The 21,191-nt window shown below is 36.4% G+C and carries 13 protein-coding genes; 5 read left to right on the plus strand and 8 right to left on the minus strand.

Annotation, left to right across the window (positions count from 1 at the left end; all coding sequences use genetic code 11):
- Positions 1-43: 43 nt before the first annotated feature.
- Positions 44-1,648 carry a bacillithiol biosynthesis cysteine-adding enzyme BshC gene (bshC, locus tag N4270_RS12720; RefSeq protein ID WP_260097649.1) on the minus strand — a complete coding sequence of 535 codons (1,605 nt, stop codon included), beginning with the start codon at positions 1,646-1,648 and terminating at the stop codon, positions 44-46.
- Between the two features lie 118 nt (positions 1,649-1,766).
- On the opposite strand from bshC, the gene N4270_RS12725 reads away from it, so the two are divergent.
- The gene (locus N4270_RS12725; RefSeq protein ID WP_260097650.1) at positions 1,767-4,259 is read left to right on the plus strand and encodes a M14 metallopeptidase family protein; all 2,493 of its coding nucleotides are present in this window, start codon (positions 1,767-1,769) and stop codon (positions 4,257-4,259) included.
- A 3-nt stretch (positions 4,260-4,262) separates the two neighbouring features.
- On the opposite strand, the gene N4270_RS12730 is transcribed toward N4270_RS12725, so the two are convergent.
- The 3 genes from N4270_RS12730 to argS all read right to left on the minus strand — a co-directional run bounded on the left by N4270_RS12730 (position 4,263) and on the right by argS (position 13,302).
- On the minus strand, positions 4,263-5,225 hold the full coding sequence (locus N4270_RS12730) for a lipid A deacylase LpxR family protein (protein ID WP_260097651.1): 963 nt from the start codon (positions 5,223-5,225) through the stop codon (positions 4,263-4,265).
- Positions 5,226-5,324: 99 nt separating this feature from the next.
- On the minus strand, positions 5,325-11,318 hold the full coding sequence (locus N4270_RS12735) for a choice-of-anchor Q domain-containing protein (RefSeq protein WP_260097652.1): 5,994 nt from the start codon (positions 11,316-11,318) through the stop codon (positions 5,325-5,327).
- Between the two features lie 199 nt (positions 11,319-11,517).
- Positions 11,518-13,302, minus strand: a complete 1,785-nt coding sequence (gene argS / locus N4270_RS12740) for an arginine--tRNA ligase (protein ID WP_260097914.1) — start codon at positions 13,300-13,302, stop codon at positions 11,518-11,520.
- A 103-nt stretch (positions 13,303-13,405) separates the two neighbouring features.
- Here argS and N4270_RS12745 point away from each other — a divergent pair, with 103 nt between their 5' ends.
- From N4270_RS12745 to N4270_RS12755, 3 genes are all read left to right on the plus strand, one after another.
- Complete coding sequence (locus tag N4270_RS12745) at positions 13,406-13,774, plus strand: VOC family protein (protein ID WP_260097653.1); 369 nt, start codon at positions 13,406-13,408, stop codon at positions 13,772-13,774.
- Positions 13,775-14,140: 366 nt separating this feature from the next.
- A complete protein-coding gene (locus N4270_RS12750; protein WP_260097654.1) occupies positions 14,141-16,201 on the plus strand; it encodes a tetratricopeptide repeat-containing sensor histidine kinase in 2,061 nt (686 codons plus the stop codon).
- A gap of 56 nt (positions 16,202-16,257) precedes the next feature.
- Positions 16,258-16,890 (plus strand): chromophore lyase CpcT/CpeT, encoded by a 633-nt coding sequence (locus N4270_RS12755; RefSeq protein ID WP_260097655.1) that lies wholly within the window; start codon positions 16,258-16,260, stop codon positions 16,888-16,890.
- A gap of 199 nt (positions 16,891-17,089) precedes the next feature.
- Here N4270_RS12755 and ctlX read toward each other — a convergent pair whose 3' ends face one another.
- Both ctlX and N4270_RS12765 read right to left on the minus strand, forming a co-directional pair.
- The gene (gene ctlX / locus N4270_RS12760) at positions 17,090-18,022 is read right to left on the minus strand and encodes a citrulline utilization hydrolase CtlX (RefSeq protein WP_260097657.1); all 933 of its coding nucleotides are present in this window, start codon (positions 18,020-18,022) and stop codon (positions 17,090-17,092) included.
- Between the two features lie 48 nt (positions 18,023-18,070).
- Complete coding sequence (locus N4270_RS12765; RefSeq protein WP_260097658.1) at positions 18,071-18,457, minus strand: hypothetical protein; 387 nt, start codon at positions 18,455-18,457, stop codon at positions 18,071-18,073.
- 116 nt (positions 18,458-18,573) lie between these two features.
- Here N4270_RS12765 and N4270_RS12770 point away from each other — a divergent pair, with 116 nt between their 5' ends.
- Positions 18,574-20,307, plus strand: a complete 1,734-nt coding sequence (locus N4270_RS12770) for a M14 family metallopeptidase (protein ID WP_260097659.1) — start codon at positions 18,574-18,576, stop codon at positions 20,305-20,307.
- A gap of 37 nt (positions 20,308-20,344) precedes the next feature.
- Here the strand turns inward: N4270_RS12770 and N4270_RS12775 are convergent, their stop codons facing one another.
- On the minus strand, positions 20,345-20,557 hold the full coding sequence (locus N4270_RS12775; RefSeq protein WP_260097660.1) for a hypothetical protein: 213 nt from the start codon (positions 20,555-20,557) through the stop codon (positions 20,345-20,347).
- A 49-nt stretch (positions 20,558-20,606) separates the two neighbouring features.
- Entirely contained in the window at positions 20,607-21,188 is a 582-nt protein-coding gene (locus tag N4270_RS12780) for an NUDIX hydrolase (protein WP_260097661.1), read from the minus strand.
- Positions 21,189-21,191: the final 3 nt, after the last annotated feature.

Consider the following 21,191-nt stretch of genomic DNA (forward strand, 5'->3'; position numbering starts at 1 on the left):
AAATAGTACAAATGCTGATAAAAACAAGGGAAGGATTCGCTTTCTATTGGACTGTAAGAATAGAAAATTCTCCTTTTAAAGGCTCTAGTTCTTTTATTAACTTCGGAATGATAGCGCTTCCATATTCTAAATAAAACTCTGAAAAATTCATATGGCGTTCTTGTAAACTTTGCCCAGGAAACAATACATCCTGAAGCAAAACAACACGTTCTAAATAATCGCTCAATTTTCTTTTCTGTGCTTTTAGCAAACGTTTCTCCAAATGTTCTAAACCTTTAATTTGTTTTCGTTCTTGTGCTGCAACGGCACCTTTAAAGGAGTTATCGGTTTGAGCCGCAAGTTGATATAAATCTTCAAATTGCGTTTTTAGATGTGCTTTCTGCTTTGAAAAATCAATTTGGATGTCTGAAATCTGCTGTGTCACTTTAGTCTTCAAATCTTCCTGATTCAAAAATAAATCGTTAACCGAAACATCTAATTTTTGAAGTTTTTCCCTTTGCTTCTCTGTAATCAGTAATACCGAATTACGAAGCAATAGCATTGGAAACATGACCTTTTGTGCTTCAAAATTTGATTTCAATTGCAACCAATACGCCAGTTCTCCACCACCTCCAATATAGCAAAGGTTGGGCAGAATAACTTCTTGAAATAAAGGTCGCATAATCACATTTGGTGAGAAATTTTCGGGTGCTTCTTTGAGATGCTTCAGCAATTCCTCTTTAGACCATGTAAGCTCTGTATTTAAAACACTGTAGACGCCATCGACTTCTACTATTCGTTCCCTGATATTTTCAGCGATATAAAACAAATTGATAGCTCTTGGGTTGACCTGAATTTTATAATTGCTGTCTAAGCTATTCAATTGTTCGTTGGATTGTGAGACCTTTTCAAAAGAGGTTTGATTGATCAGTTCATCTTCTATATAAGGAATAAATAAACGTTTTAAATCTCTGTCATCACCATCAACAATTACTAAGCCATAATCCTTAAACAAAGTATGCACCAAATAACGCATGGCATCGGCTAAATTTTGATGCTCCAGATAAGCGCTTCGGAATAAGGATTTTAATGTTTCAGCATTGCTTGTTGAATTCAACTGACTTGCAAAGGCTTCATAAACATGATCTAGCCCATCCAACTCCAAGGCTCCAACAGCTCCGGAAGCATTGCGATCCCACTGTACTTTTTGTCCTCTAAAATTGAAATAATTAATTTCAGCAAAATCATGATCTTCGGTAGCCATCCAATACACTGGTACAAAATTTTGCTTTGGATATGCGGCTTTTAATTGCTGGCACAAATTAATCGTTGAAATAATTTTATAGAAAAAATAAAGTGGACCTGTAAATAGATTAAGTTGATGCCCTGTAGTAACTGTAAAGGTATTGGTATCAGCTAAGAGGTCTATATGCTTTTGTGTGGCCTCAGAAGTAGCCACCGACTCATATTGCTTTTTAAGCGATTGAACTAAAACAGATCGGGTTTCCGAAGTAAACGCATTTTGCTTTTCTCTGATTTGTGCTTCAAAATTTTCAAGTTTTGGAAAGCGATTATAAAACGGCTTTAATGCGTTATGTTCATCTAAATAATCGCAAATCAAGGAAGAAAAATAAGTCGTTTCTCTAAACGGAATACAGTCTGTTGGCATAGTTATAATTCAATTCTACGGTAAAGATAATGCTCTTAGCTTTTTTTAAGTCCTAAATTTTAGTTAATTGATATTGACTTGCTATCTTTACTGTTCAACTAACTCCGATTTCTTATTTATGAAAAAATCTCTCAGCCTAATAATCGCTTTTATTATTTCATATACCACATTCGCACAAACACTACAGTCACCTTCAGAATTTCTGGGCTATGATATAGGAACCCAATTTTCACGACACCACCAAGTGGTTGATTATTTTAAGCATGTTGCAGACGAAAAACCACAACAGGTCCAATTAGAATACTACGGAAAAACAAATGAAAGACGTCCGTTAATGCTCGCTATAATTTCTTCCGAAGCCAACATAAAAAACCTCGAAACCATAAGAAAAAACAATCTTAAAAACACAGGTATTATAGAGGGAACACCAACTGCAACTGATATTGCAATTGTTTGGTTGAGTTATAATGTTCACGGTAATGAAGCCTCCAGTACAGAAGCCGCTATGAACACGATTTATAAATTACTTACCGAAAAACAAGCCTGGTTAGAAAATACAGTGGTTATTATCGATCCTTGTATCAATCCTGATGGTCGTGATCGCTACGTAAATTGGTATAATGAAACTGCCAGTACACCTTATGACATCAACCAGCAAGCGAGTGAACACAGCGAGCCATGGCCAGGCGGAAGAGCCAATCATTATTTGTTTGATTTAAATCGAGACTGGGCTTGGGCAACGCAGGTAGAATCTGCTACCCGATTAAAAGCGTACAATAAATGGATGCCGCATATTCATGTCGATTTTCATGAGCAAGGCATTAACGAACCTTATTATTTTGCCCCTGCTGCCGAGCCTTTTCATGAAATTATTAGTGATTGGCAGCGCGATTTCCAAACTCAAATTGGTAAAAATCATGCGACCTATTTTGATGCAGAAGGTTGGCTGTATTTTACACGCGAGCGCTTTGATTTACTGTACCCAAGTTATGGCGATACGTATCCAACTTATATGGGAGCGATTGGAATGACCTATGAGCAAGGCGGCCATGGACGTGCCGGATTAGGAATATTAAACGATGAAGGCGATGTACTTACTTTGGTTGATCGTTTAACGCATCATACAGTTACTGGATTATCTACGGTAGAGATAGCCTCTAAAAATGCCGAAACACTCAACCAAGAATTTGCTAAATATTTTGATACTACAAACTTAAATTACAAGAGTTATGTTTTAAAAGGCGATGCAGATAAAATTCAAAGTTTAACAGCGCTTCTCGATAAGCATGCTATTCGTTATGGTTTCGCTCAAGGCGGAAAAGTGAGCGGATATCTTTATGCGTCTTCTAAACAAGGTGAGATGAACACCTCTTCAAAAGATTTGGTGGTGAGCACAAATCAACCTAAAGGAAAGATGGTCAAAGTTTTGTTTGAACCACAAACCAAACTAAGCGATTCTTTAACTTATGATATTACAGCTTGGTCTGTACCTTATGCTTATGGTTTGGATGCTGTGGCGAGTAAGTCATTAATTTCAACTAAAGTTATTGGCAAAACACCTGTTTTAAACACTAAAAACTCGTCGGCAACCGGATATGTTTTAGATTGGAACAGCCTTCAAGATGCTCAGTTTTTAGCTGCAGTATTACAACACAATATTAAAGTACGTTTTACCGAAAAACCATTTACAGCGCAAGGTCAAACTTATGATCGAGGCTCTTTAATTATTGTTAGAGGCGATAATAAAACCATCGAACAATTTGACGATACACTAATACAATTAGGAAACCAACACAAGCGTCAATTGACAGCTTTAACCTCTGGGTTTTCAACCTCAGGACCAGATTTTGGTTCGCCTGATATTAAATTAGTTAATCCTCCAAAAATAGGCTTACTCTCTGGTGACTATACCTCATCGTATAGCTACGGAGAACTTTGGCACTTTTTTGAGCAACAATTACACTATCCTGTAACATCAATAAATACTGATAATTTATCAAGAACCAACCTTTCAAAATTTAATGTATTGATTATGCCTAATGGCTATTATGGCGGCTTGCTTAATGACGCGCTTATGGACAAGCTAAAATCATGGATTCGCGATGGAGGCAAACTCATAACGATTGAAGGCGCATTACATAGTTTTGCTGATAAGGAGGGTTTCGGACTCAAGAGAAATCAAGCTCAGGATCCTTCCGAAGACAAAGAAAAAAGCAAACGTATCAAATATGCTGATCGCGAACGTGACTACACCAAGAATTTAATTACAGGTGCCATTTTCAAAAGTGATGTTGACAATACACATCCAATGGCTTTTGGTTATGATGACAGTTATTTTACGTTAAAACTAGGAAGTGCTTCTTACAGCTTATTAGATAGTGGCTATAACATAGCTTATCTTGGAGAGAACCCAAAAAACGCCTCTGGTTACGCAGGAAAAGAAGCCTTGAAAAAGTTAAATAATTCGCTCATATTTGGCGAACAACGTATGGGAAGCGGGAGTATTGTTTACCTTGTAGACAATGTGATGTTTAGAAGTTTCTGGGAGAACGGAAAGCTTTTCTTAGTCAATTCCATTTTTTTTGTCAATAATAATTTACACGAATTATAAGGTCTAAAATGTAAATCCGAATTTAATTCCGCCCCACTTTGCTGTCGCTCCAGTATTAAATTCTTTAGTGATACTCGAACGTGTATATTCAAAATAAAGCGTTCGGGTTTGTATAACTAATCCATAATTGAACTGAAACGTAAAACGTTCAATGGCTTCCGAAGAAATTGTATACGGACTATCGGTATGAAACAAGCCACCTTGTAGTGTTGCATCATAACCCACAACCGTAAATACTGGTTGCGCATAAGTATATATTTGAAAGGTTTTTGTTTTTTCTTCAGAAGAGAATGGGTTATTAAATATTCCGAAGACAACATTTGTTCCCGCAGAAATATGAGTAAATAAAGTTCCTATACTAACATTAGATTGCACCTGGATGGATAAAAGTGAATTGAAATTTATAAGTTGTTTTTCGATCCCAAGATTGTAATTCACAACAACATCATTTTTTATTTGATGACGCCAACCTCGTGGTGTTTTATTACCAGTTGCTTTATGAATACCAACCTGCATTTCTTCTCCAAAAGCGCCAGGCCCAATTAAACCTAAACTTAATGAAGTATGCAATCGAAGTTTCTTAACCGTACTTTTTCCTACAACAGAATTTTTGAGCATAATAGCAGCAGCAAAAGGACGATCGCCAAATTGAATATCTGGAAGTTCATAATCATCTGGAGTAAATCCAATGTGCTCGATTGCTAAAGCATATTTCAAATCAAAATCTTCAGGTTTGATCAATAGTGAATTTATCGGATTTCCTTTAAAAAAAGGAGACACAAACTCCAAATTATAGCCTTGTGTATAATTCTCATCACTAGCAGCAAAATAATCGTTATCGTAATTAAATCTGAAGTAGTTGTCACTATCTATAGTTCTAAACGAAACCAGGTGATCAATTTTTTGAGCAGTTCCTTTAAGATAACAAAAGCATATTAGCAATGTAATTATGGAAGTTCTAATCATACTCTACTTACGGTTTTTGCTTACATAGGGTTTTATAAAAAGGAAAGCCGCCAAAAGGCAGCTTTCCAAGCAAATTTAGTTTAGTGATAGACTACATCACTAATCTAAAATTAATTTATGCGTCACAGAATTGTTATCTGAAGTGATATTCAAAAGGTATATTCCTGAAGCCATTCCATCAATATTAATCGTATTCAATCCCGTAGTAAGTGTTGTTTGCTTTACTAATTTTCCAGTAATTGAAATCACTTTCAAGTCAATATCATTTGAAACTGAAGTTCCAATTTCGATATTAAACACTCCTGTTGTAGGATTAGGATATACGCTTAATACAGCTGTTTCATTAAAATCGGTAACCGATAATACTGTTTGAGATTCGTAGGCACCAATATCTCTGGCGATACCAAACACAGGTTGACCAATTTGATCTGTAAACGTATCTGTAGCGTCACCAGCATCAAAGGCAGGTGAGTTATTTAATAATTGATGAGTTAAAGTCGAACCACCATTATTTTGTAATGGTCCAATAAGCGGATCAACTCCTTCTTGGTCATTGGTTTGTGGCGTAAATACATTTAAATCATCAGATCCAATAAGATTGTAATCATTAGAAGTTAAGGATCCAAAAACGTCTGTTCCCGAACTTGCTGAGTTTAATGCTACAATTGTATTCTTTAATGACACATCGTTATTAGCTTCAATTCCGCCTCCATTTCCTGCCGCAGTATTCATCACAACAGTTACAGCGTTTAAATCTAAACTAGCACCATTATTTGTAAGTCCGCCACCAGAAACAGATGCCGTATTACTTGAAATCGTACTGGTCATCACAGTCGTAATCGCTCCTGTATTATTATAGATTCCACCACCTTCTCCTGCAGTATTGTTATCTACAGTAGATGATGACACTGTCATAGTCGTTCCATTTTGGTTCCATAAACCACCACCTTCATTCGCTGCAGAGTTACCTGTAACTGTACTTGTAGTAATTGTAACTGTACCTGAATTTCCTGTAATATGGAGTCCACCACCATTTCCAGGCGCAGGTGAACCAGCACCACCATTAACATCATTACCAACCATCACAGAATTTGTAAACGTTAATGTTCCGTCAATAATTTCGATAGCACCTCCTGCTCTGTTAGCTGCATTAGACTCAAAAGACGAATCTGTAACAGTAACGTCACCAGCCGTACTTAATAATCCACCACCAGAAGCTGAAGCTCCAATTGATGTATTATTAGAAATTACGGTTCCATTTGTAATATTAAGAGTACCACCATTATTAAAAACACCAGCGCCACCGTCATCTGCGGCATCACCTAAAGCTAAATTAGAATCGATGGTTACAGCATCTAAAGTCATGACTCCAGAACCATTCCATAAGCCACCACCTTCACGACTTGCCGTATTTTCATTTACCATACCTCCAGTAATGTTAGAATCTCCAGGTCCAGTGATATGCAAACCACCTCCATTTCCTGGAGCAGCACCTGTAGAATTATTTAACATATTGGTATTGGTTAATGTTAATATGCTTCCTGAAATCGAATTTTCTTCAATGGCTCCACCAGCTCTAACCGACATATTATTACTTAATTCAGAATCGATAACAGAGAGTGTTCCCATATCATTTAAGATTCCTCCTCCAGAACCAGCAGTTCCAGCAGCATCATTATTACTAATCACTGTTCCGTTTTGAACAATTAATGTACCTCCAGCGTTAAAAATTCCGCCGCCACCATTATCGGCAGCATCTCCATTTGCAGTATTATTATCAATGGTCGTTCCATCAACAATCATCAACCCTGTTCCATTCCATAGTCCACCACCTTCAAGAGCGGCAATATTTCCATTAACTGTACCGCCTGTAACAGTTGAGTTTCCAGGACCAGTGATATGTAAACCACCACCATTTCCTGGAGCTGAACCTACTGTATTATTATCTAAATTAGTATTCATTAATGTAATAGTTCCAATGGCGACAGTTGAATTATCTTCAATTCCACCACCAGCTCTATTGGCTGAATTTCCACTAATTGACGAATCTGAAACCATTACAGAACCACCATCTACATTCTGAATTCCACCTCCAGAACCTGAAGTTCCACCAGCTAAATTACTCGTAATAAGTGTTCCATTTTGAACGATAAGTATTCCGCCGTTATTAAAAATTCCACCACCACCATTATCGGCAGCATCTCCATTAGCGGTATTATTTTCTAGGGTAACAGCATCAACAGTCATTGTCCCTGAACCATTCCATAAGCCGCCACCTTCAGAAGCCGCTGTATTATTATCAACAGTTCCGTTAGTAACGCTCACCATGCTATTTCCACTCACATGAAGTCCACCTCCATTTCCGGGAGCTCCTGCTCCTGTTACCACACCAGTTTCATTAAAATCTAAACTAACATTGGTAAGTGAAACTGCACCAGCACCATTGGTTTCTATTCCGCCACCAGCTCTATTAGACTGGTTGTTCAAGATTGAAATTCCATTAGCCGTTAACGTACCCGCAGCATTTAAGATTCCACCGCCTGTAGATTGAGCTCCATCAGCAATGTTATTCGTAATAGCTGTTGAACCTGATAAATCAAGAGTTCCACCTTCGTTAAAAACACCTCCGCCTCCAGCGGCTCCAGGCGTCATCGCATCATTTCCAGATGCTGTGTTTCCATCTACAATATGATCTACCAGTATCATAATCCCTGAACCATTCCAAAGTCCACCACCTTCATTAGCAGCCGTGTTTCCATTTGTAGTTCCGCCATTAATAGTGGCATTACCAGAACCAGTGATATGTAAACCACCTCCATTTCCTGGAGCAGCACCTGTAGAATTATTATTCAAAGTAACATTTGTTAATGTGAGTGTTCCGGAAGCCAAGGTCGAATTATCTTCAATTCCGCCTCCAGCTCTATTGGCTGAATTATTCGTAATCGTTGAATTTGAAATGGATACTGTTCCTCCAGCTACGTTTTGTATACCACCACCAGAACCCGATGCGCCATCAGCCATATTATTGATAATAGTTGTTCCATTTTGAACGATCAACGTTCCGCCGTTATTAAAGATTCCGGCGCCACCATCATCTGCTGCATCACCACTAGCTGTATTTCCATCGATATTTGTTCCATCAACAGTCATAGTACCAGACCCATTCCATAAGCCACCACCTTCTCGTGCAGCAACATTATTATTAACCGTTCCTCCTGTAATATTAGAATCAGCTGCACCTGTAATATGGAGTCCGCCTCCATTTCCGGGAGCAGAACCCGTCGTATTAGAATCTAGAATTGAATTTGTAATATTTAAAGTACCTTCTATAATTTCGATACCACCACCTGCACGACTTGAAGTGTTTGTCGTTATTTCTGAAGCATCGATAGTCACCACACCTGCAGTTGACAGGATACCACCACCTGAGCCAGAAGCTCCAGTAGCCGTATTATTTGTGATTCTTGTTCCTCCAATTACATTTAACGTTCCGCCATTATTAAAAATTCCTGCGCCACCATCATCTGCTGCCGCACCAATTGCTGAATTTCCTGAAATGGTTGTTCCATCAACAGTCATTGTTCCTGAACCATTCCATAATCCACCACCTTCACGCGTCGCAGAATTGGTATTAAATGTACCACCAGTTATAGTCGCATTTGCAGCACCTGTGATATGAAGTCCGCCACCATTTCCTGGCGCAGAACCTGTTACATTTGAATTAACAGTAGAATTTGTAATATTTAGAGTTCCTTCGATAAGTTCGATTCCTCCACCAGCACGATTAGAAGCGTTATTGTTAATTAGTGAAGCCTCTATGGTAACAACACCTGCGGTTGAAAAAATTCCACCTCCAGAACCTAAAGCGCCATTTGCATCGTTATTTGTTATGCTTGTTCCACCTATGACATTTAGGGTTCCTCCATTGTTAAAGATTCCCGCACCACCATCATCAGCAGCAGCTCCTTGAGCAATATTACTGTCTATAACAGTTCCATTAACTGTCATGGTACCAGACCCATTCCATAAGCCGCCACCTTCACGACTTGCCGTATTACTATTCACAGTTCCCCCTAATATATTAGCATCAGCGGCACCAGTGATATGTAAACCACCTCCGTTTCCGGGAGCAGATCCCGTCGTATTAAAGTCTAAAGTTGTATTTATTAGTATTAAGTTTCCTTCAATTAATTCAATTCCACCACCAGCGCGGTTAGACGAATTATAGGCAACCCATGAGGTATTAACCGTTACGCTTCCGTCGGTACTCAAAATACCTCCACCAGAACCTGAAGTTCCCGTAGCCACATTATTAGTAACTGTTGTTAAATTTTGTAAGACTAAAGTTCCGCCATTATTGAAAATTCCGCCGCCTCCAGTATCTGCATCTGGACCTTGGGCATCATTCCCATCAACTAATGTATTATCGATAGTCATGGTTCCTAAATTATTCCATAAGCCACCACCTTCAGAAGCTGCAAAATTAAAAGTAATTGTACTATTATTAATTGTAGCATTCGTCGTACCAGATAAATGAATAGCGCCACCATTTCCTGGGTTAGGCATAATTGTATTCCCTAATCCTATATCAACACCAGCAGCATTTCCAGTTAAAGTTATACCGTCTAAAGTTAAAGTCCCTTCAGAACTATCTTCAATGGCACCACCAGCTCTACTCGCATAATTCCCAGAAATTGTTAATCCGTTAGAAAGATTTAAAACACCTCCTGTATTATTGAATATGGCACCACCACGACCACCTGGCGTACTAGCACTAGCTATATTTCCAGTAAGCGTTGTTGCATTATCAACATTAAGTGTTCCGCCATTATTAAAAAGGCCTCCACCACCTGTAGCATCACCTGTAGCTGTATTATTAGTAACGGTTGTTCCGTTAATTGACATTACACCAACACTATTCCATAAACCTCCACCTTCAAAAGCGGTATTGTTTGATACTGTTCCGCCATTATAAATAACATCACCAGCTCCAGAAATATGAAGTCCGCCACCATTTCCTGGTGCTGGTCCATTTACTGTATTTCCAATTAATGATACATTATTGAAAGTATAAGTTTCACCAACGGCAGAATTAATTTCAATTCCACCACCTGCTCTATTAGCTGTATTATTCTCGATTGTAAGTCCGTCAACATTCAAAGTCCCTGGAGTCAATGTAAAAATTCCGCCTCCAGAACCTAAAGTTCCTGAAGCAGTATTATTTGAAATTGTTGTTCCGTTTTGAACGATAAGTGTTCCTCCATTGTTGAAGATACCTCCACCGCCATCATCACTTCCGTCACCTTGAGCATCATTATTTTGGATTATCATACCATCAACAGTCATGGTTCCGAAGCCATTCCAAAGAGCGCCACCTTCACGTGCTGCACTATTTCCACTAGCCATACCTCCTGTAATATTTACTGAACCGTTGCTAGATACATGAATACCGCCACCATTTCCAGGAGCCGCTATAGCTGGTGATACACCAGCATTATTATTTAACAAGGATACATTATTGAGCGTTGTTGTTATGGTGGCACCACCAGCTGTTTTGTCTTCAACACCACCACCAGCTCTATTGGCTGTATTTGATGATATTTCAGAATCATTAACCACTAATATTCCACCAACATCGTTAAAAATTCCACCACCAGAACCAGCAGGAGAACCCGTGGCATTAGCTACATTGTTGGAAATAATACAATCATTAATAATTACTGTGGCATTGGTCATATAAATACCACCACCATCGGGTGCAACACCATTAGTTAATGTTAAATCATTTAAAGTGACGTTTCCAGAAGTAATATTAAATATTCGTCCATTAGAATTGGCATCAATAACCACAGTTGATGAAGGCGTACCTGTTATGGTAAGATCCTTATCAATTAAAAGTTCACTGTTTAAAGTGACCGTAGTAACCGATGGCATAAATGTAATGGTTCCACCCATAGGTGTATCTGCGATTTCATTTCGCAATGTTCCGTCTGTTCCATCATCGGCACCACTTGTAACAATTTGTGCGAATGAATGTGTTGAAATAAAAAATGCTATTGCAAAGGCAATACCAAGAGTAATTTTGTTTCTCATTTGATTAGTGTTAATTAAACGTTTGTTTTAACGCCTTTTGGGGTAAGACACTAACACTTACGAGAAAACTCAAGAGTGGGTTTTATAAAACTGAAATTTTAACATTTTATTAAGAATAATAAATGCAAACTCCTTTGATTATAGGTTCAAAATTTGACAATATTTAAACAAAACGAATTGATGATTAAGGAATTCTTAATTACATACGTTCAGGAACATTGATTCCAAGAAGGTTAAATGCATTTTTTATCACGTTAGCAACGGTTTGAGATAACTGTACACGCCACACTTTTTCGGAGGTATTATCGGCACCTAAAATAGAAACATTTTGATAAAAGGAATTAAATTCTTTCACCAATTCATAAGTATAGTTTGCTATGAGCGCAGGACTGTAATTATCTGCAGCATTTTGAATCACTTCAGGAAACAATTCTAATTGTTTAAGTAGTTCCTTTTCTTTAGGATGCATGATTACCTCTGACTGACTAGAAGTTACAGACACATCTAAATTAGATTTACGTAAGATTGACTGAATACGCGCATAAGTATATTGAATAAAAGGTCCTGTATTGCCTTGAAAATCGATAGACTCTTTAGGATCGAACAAAATACGTTTTCTCGGGTCGACTTTAAGAATAAAATATTTTAAAGCACCTAAACCAATTGTTTTGTAAAGCGCTTGTTTCTCTGTTTCAGAATAGCCGTCAAGTTTTCCTAATTCTTCAGAAATCTCACCAGCAGTCTGTGCCATTTCATCGACCAAATCATCGGCGTCAACCACAGTTCCTTCTCTACTTTTCATTTTTCCGGAAGGCAAATCAACCATCCCGTAGCTTAAGTGATATAAATTATCGGCCCAGTCAAAACCGAGTTTTTTAATAATTAAAAACAAGACTTGAAAATGGTATTCCTGTTCATTCCCAACGGTATACACCATACCACCAACATCTGGAAAATCCTTGACACGTTGAATTGCAGTACCAATATCTTGAGTCATATATACGGCAGTCCCATCGCTACGCAAAACGATTTTTTCATCTAAACCTTCATCGGTTAAATCACACCAAACCGACCCATCTTCTTTCGTAAAAAACACGCCTGTTTTTAAACCTTCGGCTACAAATTCTTTACCTAATAAATAGGTTTCGCTTTCATAATATAAGGTGTCAAAATCGACACCTATAGCTTTATAGGTCGCATCAAAACCGTCATAAACCCAACCATTCATTTTTTTCCATAATGCGACAACTTCCTCGTCTCCAGCTTCCCATTTTCTGAGCATATCCTGGGCTTCTAATAAAATTGGCGCCTGCTTTTTAGCCTCTTCTTCGGTTTGTCCTTTGGAAATAAGCTGTTGGATTTCTGCCTTGTATTCTTGATCGAATTTCACATAGTAATTCCCTACAAGTTTATCGCCTTTTAGACCAATTGACTCTGGAGTTTCTCCATTTCCGAAGCGCTTCCAGGCCAACATACTTTTACAAATATGAATGCCTCTATCATTAATAATTTGCGTTTTATAAACCTTCTTTCCTGATGCTTTTAAAATTTCAGAAACGCTATACCCTAAAATCACATTTCTAATATGTCCTAAATGCAGAGGTTTATTTGTATTAGGTGAAGAATACTCGACCATTACTGCTTTTCCTTTAGAATTAGGTGTAGCAAAACCGTAGTTATTCTGGTCCTTAATACTATTAAAAAAATTAATATAATAGGCATCGTTAATTTCGATATTTAAAAAGCCTTTTACGACATTAAATGCCTTGACTTCATTAACGTGCTCTACCAAATACGTCCCAATTTGTTCTCCTATTTGGACAGGATTACCTTTAACAATCCTCAACATAGGAAACACAACAACTGTAATATCTCCAGCAAACTCTTTACGAGTGGCTTGAAATTCTACTGATTGTAATTCTGCATCAAAAACAGATTTTACGGCCTGTTTTACCTTTTGTGACAGTGTCTCCTGAAGATTCATTTTAGTCATGATTTTAAGTCTGCAAAGATATGTTTTTTATTAAAATTTTAAGATGACTAGGCGCTTTAATTACTTATTTTAGTCCTATTAAGCATTCAAATTTATGGAAAGACAGCACCATTTATTACGAGGAATTCCAGTATTAGCATCATTAAACATTAAAAAGACCGTCGATTTTTACAAATCCAAACTAGGCTTTAATCGTGTGGGATACCTCGATGATAATTATGCAGTAATTGCTCGTGACCATTTTGTGGTACATTTTTGGAAGTGTAATGATAAAATCCATCCAGAACACACAAGCTGTTATGTTGATGTTAAAGATATAGACATCTTATATAAGGAATTACAAGCTTTTGACGTGATTCATCCCAACGGAAAACTAGAAAACAAGCCTTATGGTATGCGCGAATTTTCAATTCTAGATCATGATGGAAATTTAATTAAATTCGGACAAGAATTACATCCATAAGAAGTACTCTTATTTTAGGATTAAACACACAATCACTTAATAATCAAAACCTTAACAAACAACATGCATTTCGTCGATAGTTGTGCCGTTTTTCTATGTTTTTTGCCGTTTATCTATTCGTCGATGTTTTTATAAATTTCAATGGTCACTTTAACTAATTTATAGGTATTAAAACCTAAAAATTAGGGTTTAAGAACCTTTTTAGTGATTTTTGAAATGCTATTAATCAAAGTCCCAAACGTTGATGAAACTTAATAATCAATCTTTATTGAGATTGTCATTATTATTAAAGCACCCTAACTATCCAACGCTAAAGGAAGTATCGTGTAGAAATAATTTTGCAATTATTAATGCCCAAACTAAACTATGAAACAGTTAATAACATTAGCTGTTTTATGTGCTTCGGTCTTTTGTGTTTCACAAACCAATGAGATCGATAGTCTTACTGTGCATTTATCTTTTCAAAAACAAGATTCTACAAAAGTCGATACTTCGTTACGTTTGGTTAAAGCGCTTTACGAGGCCAAAAGCTACAAAAAGGCACTTGTATATATCGAAAATACAGAACGTTTATCCAAAGTATTAAATCACACCAAAGGCATCGCTGATGTTAACTACTACAAAGCTTTAATCTATGCCCAAAGAGATGATTATTACAATGCCATAGATGGCTATAATAGATCCAAACGCTATTATACACAGTTAGGCGACACTCTAGGAATTGCCAAAGTGAATAACAGTATTGGCTTGATAGAAATTAAACGAGGAAACTATGGTGTCGGTCTTGAGAATTCACTATCTGCCATTAAAACCTTTGAATCACGTCATTTAAATAATGAATTGAGTTCTGCGTATAATAATTTAGCTGAAGCTTATTACAACACACATCAGATAGACAAATCTCTTGAATTTAACATTAAAGCATTAGATGTAAGGGAACAATTAAAAGATAGCATTGGTATTAAAACCTCAACCCGAAACATTGCGCTTTTATATTCTGAACGAAAAGAACACCGAAAAGCCATTGAATATTACGAAAAGGTTTTAAAGCTTCTCAACCCTAATACAGATCAAAAGCTCAGAGGTGAGATTTTGCCGCGAATTGGTGCCGAATACCTCAAGTTTAAAGATTATGACAAAGCTGCCGAATACCTTGTTGAAGGTTTAAAGTTCAACAGAAAAAACAATAATGACGATGGTATTCTAAGAGCGTTGAATGCTATTGGTGAACTCAATATGCAACAAGGCAAAGTAAAGTTAGCTCAAATTCAAATTGATGAAGCTTACACAATTGCTTCAAAAATCAACAATAAACCTGAGTTACTTAAAAACTACAGATTGCATAAAGAATTAGATTCAATAAATGGAAAATTCCAAAATGCATTCTTTTGGCAAGGCAAATATTTTAACTTAAAAAGTGAACTCGATAAGGCCAACCAACCTATCATTCCAGTTATTACCCAACCTATCACTGTGGAACCTCTAGATGCTGATGAGGATTTTAATGCCATAGCTTTAAAGCAACAAGAAGAAGAAAAAGATATTCAGTTTAAAAAACAGAAAGCGATTTCATATGTTTTAGGTGCTGCGTTTTTAATTGTATCTACAATTTTATTATTGATTTATCTCAAACGAAAAAACACTCTTAAATTTAATAGAGAACTTCGAGAAAAAAACGAACAAATTGAACTTCAAAATCAAGAGTTTGCTAAACAAACCAAGCATCTCGAAGAAGTAAATAATGTAAAAGACCGCCTTTTCTCTATTGTGTCTCACGATTTAAAAGATTCCATTTCTTCTATAAAAGGCTTTATTGACTTACTTAAAGAGGATGGGATTTCTAGAGAAGAATTTTATGACCTTGTTCCTGAATTAAGTGAAAATGCCGATAATGCATCACAACTGCTTTATAATTTACTGAACTGGTCTAAATCTCAAATGCAGAATTTAGAACCTAAGGCCGACTTGTTTAACATCCAAGACGTCTTTCAGAATAAAATAAGTCTTGTTGAACAAAAAGTGGAGCAAAAACGTATTGTTCTTATCGACGAATCGCAAAGAGATTTTGTTTATGCTGATAAAAGTATGATTGAAATCGTGATACAAAATTTAATTACAAACGCGGTCAAATTCACCCGAGTTGGTGATGTGATCACCGTTTCAAATACCGATCATAATGGTAATGCATTAATTTGTGTTGAAGATACTGGTGTTGGGATTTCTAGAGAAAATGTTGATAAACTTTTCCAAAATGGCACCTTTACTACAAGAGGTACAAACAACGAAAAAGGAACAGGTTTAGGCCTAACAATTTGTAAGGAATTAGTCGAACTTAATAACGGCAGAATCTGGGTAGAAAGCACACCAAATGTAGGCACAAAATTCTATGTAGAACTTCCTAAAATGAAACCAGCTACAACGGCTTAATTTTCAAGAAATCTTATTTCATTATTTTTACTATCTTTCAAAAAAAGAGACTAATAATGATTCGAAACTTTCTAACACTGCTTATTATCCTAACTTTAATTGGTTGTAAAAACGATAAGCAAACTCCTCAAGAGCCAATATCTCAAGATCACTCACATGAATTAGTTGCACTCATGCAAGGCTCTTTTGATTCAGAAATACAATCGCAGGTTGACTCTACCTATTTCAATATCTCATTACATATGTATCCGATATGGAAAGACAAAGGAAATTTCTTATATGTGGAACAAGCTTTGAGTTCTAAGCAAGAGCAACCCTACCGACAGCGTATTTACGAAATCACCCGATTAAATGACAGCATGTATAACTCGGCAGCATATACTATTGAAAATGATTCGCTTTGGATTGGTAAGTGGAAAACACCAGAAGCTTTTCAAGAACTTACTTTAGATCAGATTTCTAAAAAAGAAGGTTGTGAAGTCTTACTCAAGCGACTCGACGCAGATTATTTTAAAGGCGAAACAGGGGAAAAAACTTGTGAAAGCACACTCTATGGTGCTGCTTATGCGACAAGCGAAGTAGAGATTATGGAAGATAAAATCATTTCATGGGATCGTGGCTTTGACGCTAAGGGTGAACATGTTTGGGGCGCCGAAAAAGGTGGTTATATTTTCAATAAACTAGATTAAAATTACAAAGCAAAAACAGACTGTTTAGAATGCCTTCATTTAGTATTAACGTCATGCTGAACTTGTTTCAGCATCACATTACTATTTGACATTCCATAAATTGTTAAATGAGACTCTGAAACAAGTTCAGGGTGACGATTTAATGATGTTGAATATGAATCTCTTCTGAAAAAATGCAAGCTAAAACTTAGTTAAGCGGCTAGTTTTTAGGTAAAAACACTTCAGCCATCATACAGCGAGCGCTTCCGCCTCCACAGGTTTCAATTGTTTCTAATGAACTGGATACTATCGGACAAAAACTTTCGATTGTCGCAATTTGCTTTGGTGTTAGACTGTCATGAGCCGCTTTGCTCATCACCAGATAGCGCTGCCCATTATGACCTTGAACCTGAAGCATATTTCCTGCGAAATGATGCATCTGACTTTCGGTAATCTCAATTATGGTTTTACCATCAGATTTTAAATTTTTAATGACATGCTTCCGCTCTTTTTTATCATCAATACTATCCAAACAAATAACCGAAAACTCTTCAGCTAAACACATCATAACATTGGTATGGTAGATAGGCAAGCGTTTGCCGTCAACTGTTTGATTGGCAGTAAAAATTATAGGTGTATACTCAAAATCTTCACAAAATTCAATAAATAAATCTTCATCAGCTCTAGGCGATAAAGCGCAATAGGCTTTTGAGTTGACTCTGTCTAAAAGTAAACTTCCTGTGCCTTCTAAAAAAACTCCTTCTTCTTCAGCACTCGTATAATCAATAATGTTTTCTATTTTAAAGCCTTCACTTTCTAATCGAATAAACACCTCATCACGTCGTTCTCGTCGTCGGTTTTCAGCAAACATGGGATATAAACCAACATCGCCATTTTCATGAAAACTCACCCAATTATTAGGAAATATAGAATCTGGTGTATCCATTAATTTATCGTCTTCCTCTACAATCACCTGAACTCCAACAGCACGCAACTTTTCTACAAAAGCATCAAACTCAGCTTGTGCTTTAGCATTGATTTCAGCATTTTTTAAATTTAAATCTTCTTGAAAATAATTGTTGACTGCTGTTTGTTCGTTCATCCTAAAGTTTACAGGACGAATCATCAAAATAGTGTTTGTTGTCTGAGACATTTTTTAAAATTAAAGTGCCGTAAAATTAATTAATTTTCATCTAGAAAACTACATTGCGCTTTTATTATTTTGATTGAATTTTAACCAGTCTAAAGCCTCTTCACGTTCTCTAAAAATTTTAATGTTCCAGTTGTTGCCCTTATTTAAATCGATAAGAACTTTTGTTCCCATTTCGGCACTAAAATTATACAAAACAACGGCCATACAGTTGATTTCTTTTAAATTGGCAATTTTAACTTGAGCGTCAAAAGTATAGGAATAAGCGTGTTCTTTATTGATTAATAAAGAGAATGGTGCCACGAGATTAGACAATAAAAAATCATGATAAACTTCCACCATTTCAGCGTCCATAATCACATCGTCATTGATGACAACTTCGGCTATACTTTTATGAAGAAGGGTAATCTTCGCAAAGGGTAATATAAAAACTTTCATTAGCTATTAATTAAGAGGGATATTCAAAATTAGATTAACTTTGAAAAGTTCTAACTTGTCGTTCAGAAAGAAATAAACAACATATTAACAATTAACCCATCAATTAGCGTTCTGGTATGAAAAAATTACTTTGCCTTTTTATCATTGTCTTCTCTTGTTCTTCAGAAAAAAACTCAACAGACAATGATTTGATTACAACGTTTGAAACATCAAATGGAACAGAAACAGCTACTTATGATGAAGTTATTACATTTTACAGACAACTGGCTTATGAATATGATGCTATAGAACTGAAATCTGTTCGGGGTACCGATTCAGGAAAACCACTCCATATGGTGACCCTTAATCCTGATGAAAATTTTGATTTTACAGAAATAAAAGAAAATAAACGTGTGCTCTTAATCAATAATGGTATACATCCGGGAGAATCTGATGGTATTGATGCTACCATGCTGTTATTTAGAGATATCGTTCAAGGAAAAATTGAGATGCCCAAATCTACCGTTTTAGTCACAATCCCTATTTATAATGTTGGTGGAAGTTTAAACCGAAATTCGACAACAAGAACCAATCAAAACGGACCAGTTTCGTACGGATTTAGAGGTAATGCACGTAATTTTGATCTGAACAGAGACTTCATTAAAGCCGACACTAAAAATGCGCAGTCCTTTGCGTTAATTTTTAATGAGATTCGGCCAGATGTTTTTATAGACAACCACGTAAGTAATGGTGCCGACTATCAATATACATTGACTCATTTATTCACGCAACACAATAAGTTAGGAGGAAGTCTAGGCGCTTTTTTACATGACAAAATGATGCCTCAATTAGAACAGAAACTTTTGGAAAAAGATTGGGACATTACACCTTATGTAAATGTATTTAACAGAACTCCAGAACAAGGCTTCGCACAGTTTATGGATTCGCCACGCTACTCTACGGGATACACAACATTGTGGAATACCTTAGGAATGATGGTAGAAACTCACATGCTAAAACCTTACAAACAACGGGTTGAAGGAACTTATGAGCTCATGAAAAGTATGATTGAAATTACAGAATCTGAAGGTGAAGAAATTACAAAACTGAGAAGAAATGCTTTATCTGAATTGAAAGCAAAAAAAACCTATCCGCTGCAATGGACCGTTGATACCACCAAAACATCAACCCTACAATTTAAAGGTTACGAAGGCCAAATGATTCCCAGCGAATTTACTGGAGCACAACGTTTAAAATATGATAGAACCAAACCCTTTACGAAAGAAGTCATCTATAAAAATTACATGACCCCAACTTTAGAGGTTACGATTCCTAAATCTTATGTGATTCCGCAAGCCTGGTGGGATGTCATTTACAGATTATCATTAAACGATATTGTGATGCATAAACTTGAAAAAGACACCACCTTGACAGTCACTTCTTATAAGATTAAAAGTTACGACACCAGAAAACAGGCTTATGAAGGACATTATCCGCATTACAATATTGAAGTGGAAACTCATGTGGAGAAAGTCAAATTTTTTAAAGGCGACTGTATTATCAACACCAATCAACGCGGCTGCCGATACTTGCTTGAAACCCTAGAACCACAGGCAACAGATTCATTTTTTAGCTGGAATTTCTTTGATACCATTCTGCAACAAAAGGAAGGATTTTCACCTTATGTATGGGAAGATAAAGCTCAAGAATTGCTCGTTAAAAATCCGAAATTAAAAATAGACTTTAATCTTAAAAAGACCTACGATGAAGCGTTTGCAAATAACTGGTATGCGCAATTAGATTGGATTCATAAACAAAGTGCTAACTACGAAAAAGCGCATTTACAATATCCTATTTACCGAATAGAATAAAACAAACCTAAGGTCAAAAGTGACTTGTCAAGCTTATTTACTTTAAGAGCTTCTTGAGATACATCTTGATCGTATTTCCTGAAGAGGAATGATAATAAACCGTATTGGTACTTCTGTTGACAAGTTGAAAAGAATACTCAGTATTACCCGAAAAGCTTTTAGAACTTTGAATAAAAACCATGCATTTATAATCCTCAATAGCGTATTTATCTGGACCTAAACCAGAAGGGACTTCAGAAACATCAGCCACATGAATAGGATAAATAATTTACTCAAACAACTAATTTGTAACGTTTTATCTAGACCAAAATCTTGATATTTGCATAGCTATTACTGAGTGCCTCCTGACTCTCTTTAGGAGATAACCACGCTACTTTTGTAATTCCTTCATTTTCCTGCGGAAATAATTCACCTTCAAAAGTGGTGGTCATTTCAAACCAATAGGTCACTTTTATTTTGTGTCGACCATTGCGCTTAAAAATATGGTAAGTCGTATCTAGAGGCTTTGTAATCTCTAAACCAGCAACACCTGTCTCTTCTTCCACTTCTCTAATAGCAGTAGCCTCAATAGTTTCTTTGCCTTCAGTTTTTCCTTTTGGCAAATCCCACTTATTATTACGGAATATAAAGAGAACCTCTCCTTTAGTATTGTAAACTTTTCCGCCACCAGCAACTACATTTGGTAAAAGCTTGAGAAATTTCTTTAATAATTTATCTTCTTTTTTTCCAATAAGTCTAACGGCTTCTAACGAGGTCGCATTCAAAAGTTTAATAACCTTGCCAATATTAACTTCAGATAAGAGGAAATTTTTAAAACCATCTTCCTTTTCAACTTTGGTAGTCAAAATGATAGGTTTGTCATTTACAAAAACGTGATACATCTA

It is taken from the genome of Psychroserpens sp. SPM9 (assembly GCF_025153525.1).
GTDB lineage: Bacteria > Bacteroidota > Bacteroidia > Flavobacteriales > Flavobacteriaceae > Psychroserpens.